The following is a 15,489-nucleotide window of genomic DNA, read 5'->3' on the forward strand; positions in this document are numbered from 1 at the left end:
AGCATGCGCAACCAGTTGCCGGCCACCGTCGAGGCGGTCGAGGCGACGGGCCGGATCGTGCGGGTGCGCATGCTGCTGGGCAGCACGCAGCGCCTTTCGGCCCGTATCACGCTGGAGAGCGCGGAACTGCTTGGCCTGGCCGAGGGCATGGGAGCGATCGCGCTGTGCAAGGCCACGGCGGTGCGGGTCGAACGGCTGTCGCCCGAGCGTCGCCCCAAGGGCAATCAACTCGGTGGCGTGGTCGCCGGCGTGGCCCGCGGCGCCGACGGCGACGAGATCTCGGTGGCGCTCGAAGGCGGCCTGGAACTGGTCGGCTTCGCGCCCAGCGGCAGCGGGTTGCGCGTGCGCCAGCGCGTGATGGCGGTGGTCGACGAAGCGGCCGTGGTGGTGGCGCTGCCCGGATGAGTGGCGCTCAGGCGGCGATGCCCAGCCGGGCGAGTTCCTGCCGGATCAGTTCCGCGTTGCCGGGCCGCACCAGCCGCCCGATCTCCTGGCCGTCGCGCATGAAGACCAGCGTCGGCCACAGCTTGACCCTGAACGAGCGGCCCAATGGGCGCCCGCTGCCGTCCTCGATCTTCAGGTGCCGCAGCGCTGGCGCGTCGGCCAGTGCCTCGGCCAGCAGCGGCTGCGCCGCCTTGCAGAAGCCGCACCAGTCGGTGCCGAACTCGACCAGCGTGGAACCCGACAGCGCGTCGACATCGGCGCGCGAAGGCGCCGCCGTTGAATAGCTTGAAATCATCACGCGATTCTGCGTGAGCCGAGCGAACGCTGCTCGCAGCTCAGCTGATCAAGCGGCCGTTGGAGCTGATGACCGCCACATCCACGAACTGATTGCCTTCGCGGTTGCCGCGGCCGAAATTGATCTTCACGCCACCGAGGTCGTAGCCCTCGATGTGCTCGAGCCCGGCGATCACGCTGGCGCGCGTCGGCGACGGGCCGGCACGGCGCAGGCCTTCGGCCAGCACGCAGGCGTCCATATAGCCCTCGAGGCTCGGCAGCGAGAACTCCTTGTTGCCGCTGGCCAGCATGTCGGCCTGGTAGCGCCGCACGATCTCGTACTTGGTCGCGAAGGGCGAGGGCACGACGATCGCGAAACCCAGTCCGTGCGCCAGGTCGCCCATGGCGCCGAGCGCGCTGGCCGTGATCGACAAGCCGTAGGCGTTGCTCTTGCCGCCGGCCTTGCGCAGCGCGCGCACGAAGGCCGGCGCGGTGCCGGCCAGGCCGATGATGACGATCTGCGGTGCGGCCGCGGCGATCTTCGCGGCGGCCGGATCGACCTCCATGCTGGTCGTGCCCGGCGTGCTCGCGATCACCGCCGGCTCGAGCTTGGCCTTGGTCAGCGCGGCCTTGAAGCCCGCCAGCAGCGACTGGCCGAGCGGATCTTCCGAATAGACGATGCCGATGCGCGACTGGCCGAGCACGGCCGCGGTGGCGATCAGGCGGTCGAGCTCCTGGTCGTAGTTGGCGCGCACCCAGAAGGCGTTCGGCGCCGCCTTCTTGCGCAGCGAGACGGTACCGGTGTTCGGTCCGACCACGGCCATGCCGGGGACCGCGTCGATGATCTCGGCGGTCTGCCGCGTGCCCAGCGGGTGCACCATGGCCAGCACCGAACTGTCGGCGGCGAAGGCGAGGGCGTTGGACTTGGCGATGTCGGGCTTGAACTGGTCGTCGGCCATCACCAGTTCGACCTTCGTGCCGTTGATGCCGCCGGCGCGGTTCAACGCGTTGATGTAAGCCGACGAGCCCTGGAACAGGCCGATGCCGTTGGCCTTCTCGACGCTGCTGTTGTCGAAGGAGGCGCCGACGCGGATCGCCCGGGCCTGCGCGAACACCGGCAGGCCGAAGCCGGCTGCGACACCGAGACCGGCGGCGCCGGCGATGCGCTTGACGACCTGGCGCCGAGTGGGTCTAGCCGGCAGGGAAAAGCAATTGGCCTCGGATTCGCGCATGGTCAACGTCCAATCAAGCCGCCGGGTTCGGCGCGCAGGTTTTAACAGACGCTGACAATAGCAACAAATTGTAAAAAAGTCACTAGCGCGGATCCCGGCCCAGCTTCCGGTACACCGTGGCGCGGCTGATTCCCAGTGCTCGTGCCGCTTCCGCCACATTGCCGCGGGCATCGTTCACGGCCTTGCGGATCAGCGCCGATTCGAGGTCGCGCAGGCGCGGCGGGCTGGCCGCCGCCGTCGAAGCTGCCACGGATTGCCGGGCCAGCCGGGGCCGGGCCTGCACCCGCAGGCCCGACCAGAGCGGGACCTCGAGCACCGCGTCGCCGCGCCGGGCGGCGTCGAACAGCATCTGCGGCGGCAGTGCGAAGAGATCGTTGCAGTGCAGCGCCGGCCGGCCGCCCAGCGGCTGGTGCAGCATGTGGCGCGCCGCGGCATTGGCGCCGCTCACGTGGCCATTGGGATCGACGCACAGCAGGCCCTCGGTGTCGGCGCCTGCGGCGCTGCCCGGCCAGCCGATCTGCAGCAGCAGCTCGCACGGGTGGCTCAGCACCAGGGCATTCTCGATGCTGCGCGCCGACGCCGCCGCGAGGTGGCGCAGCTCGGGCCGCTCGACCACCTGCACGCCGGTCAGGTCCAGCATGCCGATGCAGTCGCCCTGGGGACCGAAGAGCGGGGCGCCAGCGCAGCTGTAGATACTGGTGTCGTCGAAGAAGTGCTCGCCGCGATGCAGCCAGACCGATTCGTGCTCGGCCAGCGCGGCGCCGATCGCCGTGGTGCCGACCGCGCGTTCCGACAGGTCGACGCCGATGCGGGCGATGTCGCGCGCATGCCGGGCCGCCGGGTCGCTGCCCGAGGGCAGGGCGCCGACGTCCACCACGATGCCGTCGGCGTCGGTCAGGATGGCGAAATAGCGCGTGTCCGCGATCGCCCGCGACAGCCGCTCGAGCACCGGACGCGCCGCCGTGACGAGCGCCCGGTTGCGCTCGGTGGTCCGCCGCATGCCCTGGGCGGACACCGGATCGAAGCTGACGCGTTGTTGCGGCCGGTGGCCGGCGGCCAGGCAGCGCTGCCACGAGCGCACCAGCCATGGCGCGATGCGCGAGGCCGGCGGATCGGTTGCACGCTCTCCCTCGATCCATTCGCGGCGGGCCTGGGCAATGGACAGGGAGCGCTCGGGCAAGGGCGAGGCGGCGTGTTGCGTCATCGTGTGGGACATCGGGCCTGAGGCGGCGCCTGTTCGGGTCTCGCCGGAGGGCAAGCTGTTTCATTTTGAGAATTTCAGGGACAACGCGCAAGCGCCTAGGGTTTTGCCTAGGATGGTGCCCCCTAGGCACGGCCAAGATTCAATCCGCCGATTCAGCCATCACCTCTAACGGAGACAGCCACATGCAGGTTCCTTTCACGGTCAACGGCCGCGAGGTCACGGTCGACGCCCCCCCGAACACCTTCCTCGTGCAAGCGATTCGCGAGCATCTCCACCTGACCGGCACGCACGTCGGCTGCGACACCGCGCAGTGCGGCGCCTGCACGGTCCACGTCAACGGCCGGGCCGTCAAGTCGTGCAACGTGCTGGTCGCGCAGGTGGCCGGTGCCGAGATCACCACCATCGAGGGCATCGCGCAGCCCGACGGCACCATGCACCCGATGCAGGCCGCCTTCAAGGAGTGCCACGGCCTGCAATGCGGCTTCTGCACGCCGGGCATGGTCATGAGCGCCATCGACCTGTGCACCCACCACCCGAAGTCGAGCGAAACCGAGATCCGCGAGCTGCTCGACGGCAACCTGTGCCGCTGCACCGGCTACCAGAACATCGTCAAGGCGGTGCAGATGGGTGGCGAGGCGATGTCCGCCGCGCCCGCCAAGACCACGGCCACGGCCTGAGGAGCACACCATGGGCGCACCCGACTTCGCAGGCCTGCCGCACATCGGCGAGGCTTTCAAGCGCAAGGAAGACTACCGCTTCCTGACTGGCGCCGGCCAGTACACCGACGACATCGACCTGGCCAACCAGGCCCACTGCATCTTCGTGCGCTCGCCGCACGCGCATGCGACGATCAAGTCGGTCGACATTTCCGCCGCATCGAAGATGCCCGGCGTGATCGGCATCTTCAGCGGCAAGGACATCGAGGGGAAGATGGGCGGGCTGCCCTGCGGCTGGCTGATCAACAACCCCGACGGCACGCCGATGAAGGAGCCGATGCACCCGATCCTCGCGATCAAGAAGGTGCGCTATGTCGGCGACCATGTCGCGATGGTGGTGGCCGAGACCGTCGAGCAGGCCAAGAATGCGGCCGAGGCGGTGGTGGTCGACTACGACGTGCACCCGGCGCTGGTCAGCGTGGCCGACGCCGCGAAGAAGCAGAGCGGCGTCACCATCCATGACGAGGCGCCCGACAACCAGTGCTACAAGTGGGCGATCGGCGACAAGGCGGCGGTCGACGCCGCTTTCAAGAACGCGGCGCACGTCACCAAGCTCGACCTGGTCAACAACCGGCTGGTCCCCAATGCGCTCGAGCCGCGCGTCGCCATCGGCAGCTACAGCCGCGCGAACGAGGAGTACACGCTCTACGTCTCCAACCAGAACCCGCACGTCGAGCGCCTGCTGATGACGGCCTTCGTGCTCGGCCTGCCCGAGCACAAGGTGCGCGTGATCGCACCCGACGTCGGCGGCGGCTTCGGCTCCAAGATCTATCTCTACGCCGAGGACGTGTGCCTCACCTGGGCCTCGAAGCAGCTCAACCGCAACATCAAGTGGACCGGCGAGCGCTCGGAGTCCTTCCTCTGCGACGCGCATGGCCGCGACCACGTCAGCCACGCCGAGATGGCAATGGATGCGCAGGGCAAGTTCCTCGCGCTGCGCGTGCACACCGATGCCAACCTCGGCGCGTACCTGTCGACCTTCTCGACGGCCATACCGACCATTCTCTACGCCACCCTGCTCGCGGGCCAGTACACGACGCCGCAGGTCTACGTCGAGGTCGACGCCTGGTTCACCAACACCGCGCCGGTCGATGCCTACCGCGGCGCCGGCCGGCCCGAGGCCACCTACCTGCTCGAGCGGCTGGTGTCGCGCTGCGCCTGGGAAATGAACCTGGGCCAGGACGAGATCCGCAAGCGCAACTTCATCACCACCTTCCCCTACCAGACGCCGGTGGCGCTGCAGTACGACACAGGCGATTTCCACGCCTGCATGACCAAGGCGCAGGCCCTGGCCGACGTGGCCGGCTTCGCTGCGCGCAAGTCGGCCAGCGAGGCGCGGGGCTTGCTGCGCGGCATCGGCTATTCGAGCTACATCGAGGCCTGCGGCATCGCGCCGTCGAACATCGCGGGTGCGCTCGGCGCGCGCGCCGGCCTGTTCGAGTGCGGCGAGATCCGCGTCCACCCGACCGGCAGCGTGACCGTGTTCACCGGCTCGCACAGCCACGGCCAGGGCCATGAGACCACCTTCGCCCAGGTGGTGGCGGCGCGCCTTGGCATCGCGGTCGAGGCGGTCGACGTGGTGCACGGCGACACCGGCCGCGTGCCCTTCGGCATGGGCACCTACGGCTCGCGCTCGATCTCGGTCGGCGGCGCGGCGATCATGAAGGCGCTCGACAAGATCGAGGCCAAGGCCAAGAAGATCGCGGCCCACCTGATGGAAGCGAGCGATGCCGACATCGAGTTCGCCAACGGCGAGTTCACTGTCAAGGGCACCGACAAGAAGATCCCCTTCGGCCAGGTGGCGCTGACGGCCTACGTGCCGCACAACTACCCGCTCGACAAGCTCGAGCCCGGCCTGAACGAAACAGCGTTCTACGACCCGACCAACTTCACCTTCCCGGGCGGCACCTACATCTGCGAGGTCGAGATCGACAAGCAGACCGGCGAAGTCAAGGTCGACCGCTTCACCGCCGTCGACGACTTCGGCACCATCATCAATCCGATGATCGTGGAAGGGCAGGTGCTCGGCGGGCTGGTGCAGGGCATCGGCCAGGCGTTGATGGAGAACTGCGTCTACGACAACGATACCGGCCAGTTGCTCACCGGCAGCTTCATGGACTACGCGATGCCGCGGGCCGAGGACTTCCCGATGTTCAAGCTCGACACGGTGTGCACGCCCTGCACCCACAACCCGCTGGGTACCAAGGGCTGCGGCGAGGCCGGTGCCATCGGCTCGCCGCCGGCCGTGATCAACGCGGTGCTCGATGCGCTGGCGCCGTTGGGCGTCAAGGACTTCGACATGCCGGCGTCGCCGCACCGCGTCTGGGAGGCCATGCGCAAGGGCAGCACCACGGCGACCCAGCAGCCGCCGCAGCCGTCCCTCGCCGCCGGCACCCAAGGCCAGCCCGCTCCCTGAACACCCGGAAGGAAATCACCATGTACGCCTTCACCCTCGAACGCCCCACCAGCCTGGCCGATGCGGTCAAGCTCGCCGAAGCCGGCGCCAAGCCGCTGGCCGGCGGCCAGACCCTGCTGGCATCCATGAAGCTGCGGCTGTCCGCGCCCGAGCAACTGGCCGACCTCAGCGGCGTCAAGGAGCTCACCGGTATCAGCAAGGTCGGCGATGCCTTCGTGATCGGTGCCATGTCGCGCCACCTCGATGTCGCCAACAACGCCGAAATCAAGGCCGCCTACCCGGCGCTGGCCGACCTGGCCGCGCGCATCGGCGACCGGCAGGTGCGCGCCATGGGCACGCTGGGCGGTTCTGTCGCCAACAACGACCCGGCCGCCTGCTATCCCAGCGCGGTGCTGGGCTCGGGCGCCACCGTCATCACCCACAAGCGCGAGATCGCTGCCGACGACTTCTTCCTGGGCCTGTTCACCACCGCGCTGGAAGATGGCGAGTTGATCAAGGCGATCCGCTTTCCGATTCCGCAGCGGGCCGCCTACGTCAAGCTGCGCCAGAAGGCCTCCAACTTTCCGCTGGTCGGCGTCTTCCTCGCGCAGTACGCGAGCGGCGTTCGGGTGGCGGTGACGGGCGCCGGCAACGGCGTGTTCCGCCACAAGGGCCTCGAGGACGCGCTCAACAAGGCGTTCACGCCCGAGTCCGCGGCCGGCGTCAAGATCGACGCCACCGATCTCAACAGCGACCTGCATGCCTCGGCCGACTACCGGGCCAACCTGATCTCGGTATTGACGCAGCGCGCCGTCGCCCAAGCCTTGGGCTGACATTGGCCCCCACGCTCGGCACTTCGTGTCCTCGCTGCCCCCCGAGGGGGCCGCGGTCCGCCTTGGGGCGGCCCGGCGCCGGACCCGTCGCCGCTATCCTTTCGCCATGACTGAATCAACGCCTGCCACGACCTCGCCGTTCCCCTCCATCGATGCGGTCGTGCAGGCGCTGCAAGGCGTCGGCTACTACGCCGATCGACGGCTGGCGACCGCGGTGTTCCTGGCCCTCAAGCTGCAGCGCCCTCTGCTGCTCGAGGGTGAGCCGGGGGTGGGCAAGACCGAACTGGCCAAAGCGCTGTCGGCCGCGCTCGGGCGCGAACTGCTGCGCCTGCAATGCTACGACGGCCTCGAACAGCGCGAGGCGCTCTACGAATGGAACTATGCGGCGCAGCTGCTGCACATGCGCGCCGCCGAGGCCCATGGCGCCTCGAGCGATGTCGAGTCCGAGGTCTACCAGCCGCGCTACCTGATCCGTCGGCCGCTGCTGCAGGCGCTGCAGGCACCGCCCCCCGGCGCGGTGCTGCTGGTCGACGAGGTCGATCGCGCCGACGAGCCCTTCGAGGCCTTCCTGCTCGAGTACCTGGGCGAGTACCAGGTCAGCATCCCCGAGCTGGGCACGGTGCGGGCGCTGGTGCCGCCGGTCACGCTGCTCACCAGCAACCGCACGCGCGAACTCAACGACGCGGTCAAGCGCCGCTGCCTCTATCACTGGCTCGACTATCCGGAGCGCGAGCGCGAGCTCGCCATCGTGCGCGCCCAGGTGCCCGAAGCCGGCGCCGTGTTGTCGGAGCAGGTCGCGGCCTTCGTCGGCCGCCTGCGCACGGCGCCTTTCGCGAGTGCCTTCCAGCGCGCGCCGGGCATTGCCGAAAGCGTCGAATGGGCCAAGGCGCTGATCGCGCTCGACACCGTCGAACTCGATCCCGAGGTGGTGGTCGACACCGCCGGCATCCTGTTCAAGCAGCGCGACGATGTCGCCGCGCTGACGCGCGAGCTGGCCTCCGACCTGCTCAAGCCCGAGGAGGAGGCCGCGCCTTGACCGAGCGCGTGCAGCAGCTGGGCGATGCCCGCCGCGGCAAGCTGGCCGGCAATCTGGCGGGCTTCGGGCGTGCCTTGCGGCGTGCCGGCGTGCGCACCGACGCCATGCGCATCGGGCTGGCGGCCGAGGCCGCGATGCTGGTCGGCGTCGACAGCCGCATCGACCTGGCGGCCGCGATGGAGGCCGTGATGATCAGCCGCGAAGAAGACCGGATGGTGTTCCGCGAGCTCTTCGACGCCTGGTTCCGCGACCCCGAGCTGGCCAACAAGTTGCTGGCCCAGATGTTGCCGAGCGCCGAAGGCAAGGCCGAGCCCTCGAAGCGCCGCCCGCGGGTGCGCGAAGCCCTGGCGGCCCCGCGCGATGCGGTCAAGCCGGTGCAGACCGAGCGCGAGGTCGACTTCGATGCCGCGATGACCGCCAGCGATCGCCTGCGGGTGCACCATGCCGACTTCAATGCCCTCGGCGCCGCCGAGTACCGGCTGGTCGAGCGGCTGGCGCGCGACATCGCGTTGCCGGTTCCGACCCTGCCTTCGCGGCGGCTGCGGGTCGCCGGCGACGGCGGCGTGCATTCGCGCATGCACTGGCCCGGCGTGCTGCACGAGGCCGCACGCACCGGCGGCGAAATGCTGCGGCTGCCGAAGCTCTCGCGCCGCCGCCAGCCGCTGCCGCTGCTGGTGCTGGTCGACGTCTCGGGTTCGATGGAGCGCTATGCGCGCCTGCTGCTGGCCTTCCTGCATGCGTCGACGCGGCGCGCCGGTCGGCGCGACGTGTTCGCCTTCGGCACCCACCTGACCGACCTGACGCCGGCCTTCCGAATCGCCGATACCGATGCGATGCTGGCCGCGGCCGGTGCCGCGATCGACGATTTCGCCGGCGGCACGCGCTTCGGCGAGTCGCTGGCCCAGCTGCGCCACGCCCACGCGCGCCGCCTGACCGGTCGCCGCACGCTGGTGCTGGTGATCAGCGACGGCCTCGACACCGGCGAGCCCGAGGCGCTGGAGCGCGAGCTGCTCTGGCTCAAGCGCCATTCGCGCCGGCTGCTGTGGCTCAATCCGCTGCTGCGCTACGAGGGCTATGCACCGCTGGCGCGCGGCGCGGCGGTGCTGCACCGCCATGCAGACGCGATGCTGGCGGTTCACAATCTCAGTGCCCTCGAACAACTGGCCGCCAGCCTGGCGGCGCTGATGCGCGCCGGCCGCTAGCAAAATGACCCCCACGCTCCGTCACTTCGTGTACTTGCGGAGGCCTACGGTTCGACCCCTACCAACGACCACAAGGAACCCACCATGGAAATGCTCGGCAACCGCCGCCTCGGCGTCACGCAGCAACAGGCCTGGGACGCGCTCAACGATCCCGAGACGCTCAAGAAGTGCATCCCCGGCTGCGACCGGTTCGAGCTCACCGGCGACAACCAGTACACGGTCGGGCTGGCGCTCAAGATCGGCCCGGTGTCGGCCAAGTTCGCCGGCAAGGTGACGCTGGCCGACATCGAGGCGCCCGACAGCTACAAGCTGTCCTTCGAGGGCCAGGGCGGCGTGGCCGGATTCGCCAAGGGCTCGTCGAGCGTGTCGTTGAAGCCGGTCGCCGATGGCGGCGAGGGCTGCGAGCTCGACTACACGGTGCAGGCCCAGGTCGGCGGCAAGATCGCGCAGATGGGCCAACGCCTGATCGACGGCGCTGCCAAGTCGACCGCCGACGATTTCTTCAAGCGCTTCGACGCCGAGATGCAGAGCCGCTACGGCCCGCCGCCCGAAGTGGCGGACGAAGCCGCGCCCCCGGCCGAAAAGACCGGCGCGGTGGCGGGCTTCATGAAGAAGCTGGGCATCGGCAAGAAGGCCAGTGTTGACACCGACAAGGACGCCGGCTGAAGCGTCGGCGGGCAAAGGAACTGGGGGAACGATATGGAAAACCTCGACGTCATGGTGCTGCGCACCCTGCGCGACTGGCGGCTGGCCGGTCGCCGTGCACTGCTCTCCACCGTGGTGCGAACCTGGGGCTCGTCGCCGCGCCCGATCGGCTCGATCATGGCGCTGGCCGAGGATGGCGCGGTGGTCGGTTCGGTGTCGGGCGGCTGCATCGAGGACGACCTGATCGCGTGCTACAGCCGCGCCCATGGCGACGGCGTGATGCCGACGGGCGCGCCGGCGCTGCTCAAGTACGGCATCACCGCCGACGAGGCGCATCGCTTCGGGCTGCCCTGCGGCGGCACGCTCGAACTCCTGCTCGAGTACGACCCCGACGCCGGCTCGCTGCAGACGCTGGTGGCGGCGCTCGAAGAGGGGCGCCTGATGCAGCGCACGGTCAGGCTGGCCGATGGCGCGGTGACGCTGGCCGAGGCCGGCTCGCCGGCCGAGCTGTCGGTCGACGACACCGAGCTGGTCAACACCTTCGGACCCGAGTACCGCATGCTGCTGATCGGCGCCGGCCAGCTGGCCGAGTACCTGGCGACGATGGCCAAGTTCAGCGGCTTCGCGGTCACGCTGTGCGATCCGCGGACCGAATACCACACGGCCTGGACCTTGCCCGGCGTGGCGATCACCACCGAGATGCCCGACGACGCCGTGATCGCCTTCAAGCCCGATCGGCGGACCTGCGTGGTGGCGCTCACGCACGACCCCAAGCTCGACGATCTGGCGCTGCTCGAGGCGCTGCAGAGCGAGGCCTTCTACGTCGGCGCCATCGGCTCGCGGCGCAATGCCGAGGCGCGGCGCGAACGCATGATCGAGCATTTCGAGCAGACCGCGCAATCGCTGGCGCGCCTGCGCGGCCCGATCGGCATCTACATCGGCAGCAAGACGCCGCCCGAGATCGCGGTCAGCGTGATGGCCGAAATCCTGGCGGTGAAGAACGCGGTGACGCTGCCGCGCGAGGCCGCGGTGGCGGTGGCGAAGTCGGCCGCAGGCTGAAGAAGCCGAGCGGTGCGTCGAGGGACTGCCGGAGGCGATCCACGGAGTCAGGGCTTTCGCGGGCCCAGCAGTTCGGCCAGGAAGGTGGTGTTGCGGCCCATCGCGCGCTGCATCTTGCGCGACTCGCGGGCTTCGGTGCTGGCCATCGAGAAGGCGAAGAAAGCGGCGATGACAACGAAGCAAAGCCCCGCCGCGATCAGCAATCCGGTCAGCGAAGCAACCCAGTAAGCCGCCGCGAGGACTGCGATGTTGACGAACAGGATGAGTGCGCGCATGGCGCTCAGGCTATCAGAGAAGGCCGAGGCGCCGGCGTGAAATAGTGCACGGAATCGAGTTCCGTCACCGGCTATTCGGCCGCGCCGGCGTGCCCGCCCGCGCTGCCTTCGAAGATCGACAGCAGCAGGGGCGTCAGGGCGTGCATTCGCGGCGTCGAGGCTTGTGGCGGCGGCAGCAGTCCGGGGCTGAAGCCGGCGGCCTCGAAACGCTCGAGCAATGTGCGGTCGGCGCTGATGACGTGGATCGGCACGTCCCAGGAGGCATCGCGCCCGCTGACGCTGGCCATCGGCTGGTGGTCGCCGATCACGACGGTCACGAGCCGCGGCGGCGCCGGGCCCGCGAGGTAGTCGCCGAGCCAGCGAAAGGTGTAGTCGAGCGATTCGACATACGACGGCACCGGCGCCAGCCACGAGACCGGCTGGGCCAGCGCCTCGTTCAACGCGGCCGGCGCATAGGCATCGGCACGCAGCAGCCGCGGCCAGTCGGCGACGTAGGGCGCCAGCGGCCGGAACGGCGCGTGACTGGCCAGCGTCGGGAAGACCACCAGCCGCGGCTGGCGGCCCGCGGGCGGCCCGGCCAGCTCCTGCGCATGCAGCAGCGCCATCGACGCCTGGTCCGGCACCAGCCAATGGCCGAAGGGCGGTCCGCGGTAGCCGATGCCATGGGCATCGGCGTAGCGGTCGAAGCCGTAGAAGCGGCCTTCGGGCCAGGGCCCCTGCAGCCCGGGCATCCAGTTCACTGTGCGATAGCCGTGGGCCTTGAATTGCTTCACCAGCGTCGGTCGGTCGGTGGCCAGCAGCAGCTCGTAGTCGCCCGGTCGCTGCGTGTCGACGCCGCTCAGCAGCGCCGCGTGGGCCAGCCAGGAGCCGCCGCCGAAGGTCGGCGAGCGCACGCGCGCCGAGACCACCTGGCGTCCGCCGGCCTTCAGCGCCAGGGCCAGCCGTTCGCGGGCGGCGGCCAGGCTGGCCGCCTGTCCCGGATCGTCGAGCGTGGTCACGCCATAGGATTCGACGAAGAGCAGCAGCACGTCGGCACCGCCGAGGCCCGTGAGCGGCGCGTCGAAGGATGGGCTCGCCGTCAGCCTCGAGGCTGTGTGCCCCGGCGTCCACAGGCCCGCGAGCAACTCGGCCTGGGCGGCGATGATCGGCGCCACCGGCATCGAGAAGAACCAGCGCGTGTTGCGGCCGCCGACGCCCTGCAGCGCGAACGCCGCCAGCAGCGCGGCGCCAGCCAGGCCGATCGCCGGCAGCGGCCGCCGCCAAGCCAGCGCGCGCGCCAGCCTCGACCAGCAGCGGTGCGCCAGTGCGTAGAGCGCGCCCACGGCAGCCAGCACGGCGACCCCTCCCAGCGCGATCTGCCAGCCGGCTGCATTGCCCATCCGCAGCACCTCGAACAGGTGCCGCCCGTCCCAGTACAGGTTGATCTGGCGGCCGAACACCGCCGAAGCCGTGACCTCGGCATAGCGGGTGGCGACCCACAACACCGTGAGCAGCGACAGGCTGCGCAGCAGCGGCGCGCCCGCGCCGCCCCGCACGCGGATCCAGATCGCCAGCGCCAGCGTCGCCATGCAGAGCTCGAAGGACAGGCGCGGGCCCGGCAGCGCCCACCAGGTCGGCCAGAGGTTCTCCAGTGTCAGCAGCGCATTGAGCAGCGCGAAGGGCAGGCCGAAGCGCAGCAGCCAGCCACCCCATCCGGGCCAGCGCGCCGTGGGCCTCACTTGCGCTGCGCCTCGAACTCGATGATCAGCGGCACCTCGTCGCCGACCCATTCGTTGGCGACGCCATAGGTCATGCCGTGGCTGCTGCGCTTGAAGCTGCCGCGCGCCGAGACCCCCATGGTGTAGACCTTGTCGATCGGCGAGGGCCCGCTCTTGTTCCAGGTGGCGGTGAGCGTCAGCGGCTGCGGCCGGCCCAGCAGATCGAGCTGGCCGGGGATCTCGAACGTGCGTTCGCCGGTGCGCCGGGCGCTGTCGGCGGTGAACACCATGCGCGGGAACTGCGCCGTGTTGAGGAATTCCGCGCTCTTCAGGTGCTGGTCGCGCTTGGCGTAGTTGCTGAACACGCTCTGGGTGTCGACCTCGATGCGCAGCTTGCCGAGCGCACCGGTGGCCTCGTCGAAGTCGTAGCTGCCGCGGGCGGCGCGGAACATGCCGAGCACCTTCGCATAGCCCAGGTGATCGACCATGAAGGCGACGGTGATGTGGTTCGGATCGAGCTCGAAGTGCGCCGGCTCGGCGCTCGCCGGCGCCGCCCATGCGCAAAGGCCGAGCAGGACGGTGGCGCTCGCAGCGCGGACGCGCGAGGTCGTCATGGCGCAGGCTCCACGGCCGAAGGGCGTCCACCGTGTCGCAGGCGCTGGCGGGCCAGCCAGCCCAGGTCGGCCGCGAAGGACGCGGCCAGCGCAGCCAGGCTGGCGGCGGCGATGGCGTGGCTCCAGGGCACCGCGATGATCGGTCCGAGGCAGACGATCAGGCTGGTGATCTGCGCCACGCACACCGCCTTGCGCCGCAGGCTCGGGGGCAGCGGGCGCGCCAGCCAGGGCAGGGCCGCCGCTGCCGCCACGAAGGCATAGCGCATCAGCCCGGCGGCGAGGATCCAGCTGCCGGCCTTGTCGAAGTGGATCACCAGCAGCGACAGCACGAGCACCAGCAGGGCGTCCGTCTCCATGTCGAAGCGGGCGCCGAAGTCGCTCGCCAGGCCCCGCGTGCGCGCCAGCGGCCCATCGAGCGCGTCCATCAGCGCCGCCGTGGTGGCGACCACGATCGCGGCCCAGGCCGCGGCCGCGGGATCGGCGAAAGGCTCGCCGATGCCGGCCGCGAGCAGCGCGACCCCCGCCAGGCGCGCCAGCGTCAGGCGATTGGCGCCGCCGAAGCGTGYGTGCGGCGCATGGGCCGGCAGGGCCCGCAGCACCATGGCGAAGGCCAGTCCGAACACGGCCAGCGCGCGAACGACGAACCAGGGGCCGAGTCCGGCGGCGACGGTGGCGCCGGCGGCCGCCAGGATCAGCAGCGGCAGGCAGGACAGCGCGTCGCGCCATGCATCGCGGCGCAGCGCTTTCGCCTGCGCGGCCAACACGGGCCCATCGTCGGTGGAAGTCTGCAAGGGCATCGCCTTAAGATGGCTCTCCATCGGTTCGAAATCCTTGGGCTCGCGAACTGCGGGCGCTGAAAGCATGCCAGCATATTCCTCTCGCGTCATGTCCGCCGAGCCCCGCGCCTGCTGGATCGAAGCGCCGGGCCGGGCCGTGATCCGGACCGAACCGGGCGCAGCGCCCGGCAGCGGCGAGGTCGAGGTTCGGGCGCTTCACAGCGCCGTCAGCCGGGGCACCGAGATGCTGGTGTTCCGCGGCGAGATTCCCGAGAGCGAATTCGAGCGGATGCGTGCGCCCTTCCAGCAGGGCGACTTCCCCGGGCCGGTCAAGTACGGCTATGCGAGCGTCGGCATCGTCGAGCAGGGTCCGGACGCATTGCGAGGCCGCGCCGTTTTCTGCCTGCATCCGCACCAGACCCGCTACCGGGTGCCGGCCGATGCGGTGCATCCGCTGCCCGACGGCCTGCCGCCGGCGCGCGCCGTGCTGGCCGCCCACATGGAGACCGCGGTGAATGCGCTCTGGGACGCGGCGCCGCGGTTGGGCGACCGCATCGCGGTGGTGGGCGGCGGCGTCGTCGGCCTGCTGGTCGCCTGGCTGGCGGCCCGCTTGCCGGGCTGCGAGGTCGAGCTGATCGATCTGCGGGCGTCCCGGCGCGCGGTGGCCGAGCGGCTCGGGGTGGCGTTCGCGCAACCCACCGGCGCACGAACCGACGCCGACCTGGTGCTGCATGCCAGTGGCCAGCCCGAGGGCCTGGTCACGGCGTTGCGGCTGGCCGCCTTCGAGGCCACGGTGATCGAGCTCAGCTGGTACGGACGGCGGGTGGTCCCGTTACCGCTCGGCGAGGCTTTCCATTCACGGCGGCTGGTGCTCCAGAGCTCGCAGGTTGGGCAGGTGGCGGCGGCGCAGCGCAGTCGCTGGTCGCACCGGCGCCGCCTCGCGCTGGCCTTGTCGCTGCTGCGCGATCCGGTGCTCGATCTGCTGGTTACCGACAGCGCGCCTTTCGAGCAGCTGCCCGAGGTGCTGGCGCGTCTCGCCGCCGGCGCGCCGGACACGCTGTGCCAGCGCATCGACTATCCCTGAAACC

Annotated in this window: 16 protein-coding genes; 9 read left to right on the plus strand and 7 right to left on the minus strand. The window is 70.2% G+C overall.

Annotation, left to right across the window (positions count from 1 at the left end):
• A partial coding sequence (locus AC1D2E_RS17235; RefSeq protein ID WP_478198512.1) for a TOBE domain-containing protein occupies window positions 1-405 on the plus strand: 405 nt, incomplete at its 5' end.
• Between the two features lie 7 nt (window positions 406-412).
• Here AC1D2E_RS17235 and AC1D2E_RS17240 read toward each other — a convergent pair.
• From AC1D2E_RS17240 to AC1D2E_RS17250, 3 genes are all read right to left on the minus strand, one after another.
• Complete coding sequence (locus AC1D2E_RS17240) at window positions 413-739, minus strand: thioredoxin family protein (protein ID WP_478198513.1); 327 nt, start codon at window positions 737-739, stop codon at window positions 413-415.
• 40 nt (window positions 740-779) lie between these two features.
• Window positions 780-1,949 (minus strand): ABC transporter substrate-binding protein, encoded by a 1,170-nt coding sequence (locus AC1D2E_RS17245; RefSeq protein ID WP_478198514.1) that lies wholly within the window; start codon window positions 1,947-1,949, stop codon window positions 780-782.
• A gap of 82 nt (window positions 1,950-2,031) precedes the next feature.
• Entirely contained in the window at window positions 2,032-3,153 is a 1,122-nt protein-coding gene (locus AC1D2E_RS17250) for a helix-turn-helix domain-containing protein (protein WP_478198515.1), read from the minus strand.
• Between the two features lie 182 nt (window positions 3,154-3,335).
• On the opposite strand from AC1D2E_RS17250, the gene AC1D2E_RS17255 reads away from it, so the two are divergent.
• From AC1D2E_RS17255 to AC1D2E_RS17285, 7 genes are all read left to right on the plus strand, one after another.
• Window positions 3,336-3,830, plus strand: a complete 495-nt coding sequence (locus AC1D2E_RS17255) for a (2Fe-2S)-binding protein (RefSeq protein WP_478198516.1) — start codon at window positions 3,336-3,338, stop codon at window positions 3,828-3,830.
• Between the two features lie 10 nt (window positions 3,831-3,840).
• The gene (locus AC1D2E_RS17260) at window positions 3,841-6,285 is read left to right on the plus strand and encodes a xanthine dehydrogenase family protein molybdopterin-binding subunit (RefSeq protein WP_478198517.1); all 2,445 of its coding nucleotides are present in this window, start codon (window positions 3,841-3,843) and stop codon (window positions 6,283-6,285) included.
• Between the two features lie 20 nt (window positions 6,286-6,305).
• Window positions 6,306-7,097, plus strand: a complete 792-nt coding sequence (locus AC1D2E_RS17265; protein ID WP_478198518.1) for an FAD binding domain-containing protein — start codon at window positions 6,306-6,308, stop codon at window positions 7,095-7,097.
• A gap of 106 nt (window positions 7,098-7,203) precedes the next feature.
• Window positions 7,204-8,133 carry an AAA family ATPase gene (locus AC1D2E_RS17270; RefSeq protein ID WP_478172187.1) on the plus strand — a complete coding sequence of 310 codons (930 nt, stop codon included), beginning with the start codon at window positions 7,204-7,206 and terminating at the stop codon, window positions 8,131-8,133.
• Entirely contained in the window at window positions 8,130-9,335 is a 1,206-nt protein-coding gene (locus tag AC1D2E_RS17275; protein WP_478198519.1) for a vWA domain-containing protein, read from the plus strand. The genes AC1D2E_RS17270 and AC1D2E_RS17275 overlap by 4 nt, the downstream gene beginning before the upstream one ends.
• Window positions 9,336-9,419: 84 nt before the next feature.
• A complete protein-coding gene (locus AC1D2E_RS17280; protein ID WP_478172189.1) occupies window positions 9,420-10,001 on the plus strand; it encodes a CoxG family protein in 582 nt (193 codons plus the stop codon).
• A gap of 33 nt (window positions 10,002-10,034) precedes the next feature.
• Window positions 10,035-11,039: an XdhC family protein gene (locus AC1D2E_RS17285; RefSeq protein WP_478198520.1), complete on the plus strand. Its 1,005-nt coding sequence runs from the start codon at window positions 10,035-10,037 to the stop codon at window positions 11,037-11,039.
• A gap of 47 nt (window positions 11,040-11,086) precedes the next feature.
• On the opposite strand, the gene AC1D2E_RS17290 is transcribed toward AC1D2E_RS17285, so the two are convergent.
• The 4 genes from AC1D2E_RS17290 to AC1D2E_RS17305 form a co-directional block, all read right to left on the minus strand.
• Complete coding sequence (locus AC1D2E_RS17290; RefSeq protein ID WP_478172191.1) at window positions 11,087-11,314, minus strand: hypothetical protein; 228 nt, start codon at window positions 11,312-11,314, stop codon at window positions 11,087-11,089.
• Window positions 11,315-11,385: 71 nt separating this feature from the next.
• A complete protein-coding gene (locus tag AC1D2E_RS17295) occupies window positions 11,386-13,032 on the minus strand; it encodes an alkaline phosphatase family protein (RefSeq protein ID WP_478198521.1) in 1,647 nt (548 codons plus the stop codon).
• On the minus strand, window positions 13,029-13,625 hold the full coding sequence (locus AC1D2E_RS17300; protein ID WP_478198522.1) for a YceI family protein: 597 nt from the start codon (window positions 13,623-13,625) through the stop codon (window positions 13,029-13,031). Before AC1D2E_RS17300 ends, AC1D2E_RS17295 begins: the two co-directional genes overlap by 4 nt.
• A complete protein-coding gene (locus AC1D2E_RS17305) occupies window positions 13,622-14,443 on the minus strand; it encodes a CDP-alcohol phosphatidyltransferase family protein (protein ID WP_478198523.1) in 822 nt (273 codons plus the stop codon). The genes AC1D2E_RS17300 and AC1D2E_RS17305 overlap by 4 nt, the downstream gene beginning before the upstream one ends.
• Window positions 14,444-14,510: 67 nt before the next feature.
• Between AC1D2E_RS17305 and AC1D2E_RS17310 the strand changes: the two genes are divergently transcribed.
• On the plus strand, window positions 14,511-15,485 hold the full coding sequence (locus AC1D2E_RS17310) for a zinc-dependent alcohol dehydrogenase (RefSeq protein ID WP_478198524.1): 975 nt from the start codon (window positions 14,511-14,513) through the stop codon (window positions 15,483-15,485).
• Window positions 15,486-15,489 lie beyond the last annotated feature (4 nt).

It is taken from the genome of Variovorax sp. P1_H2, from assembly GCF_056405295.1.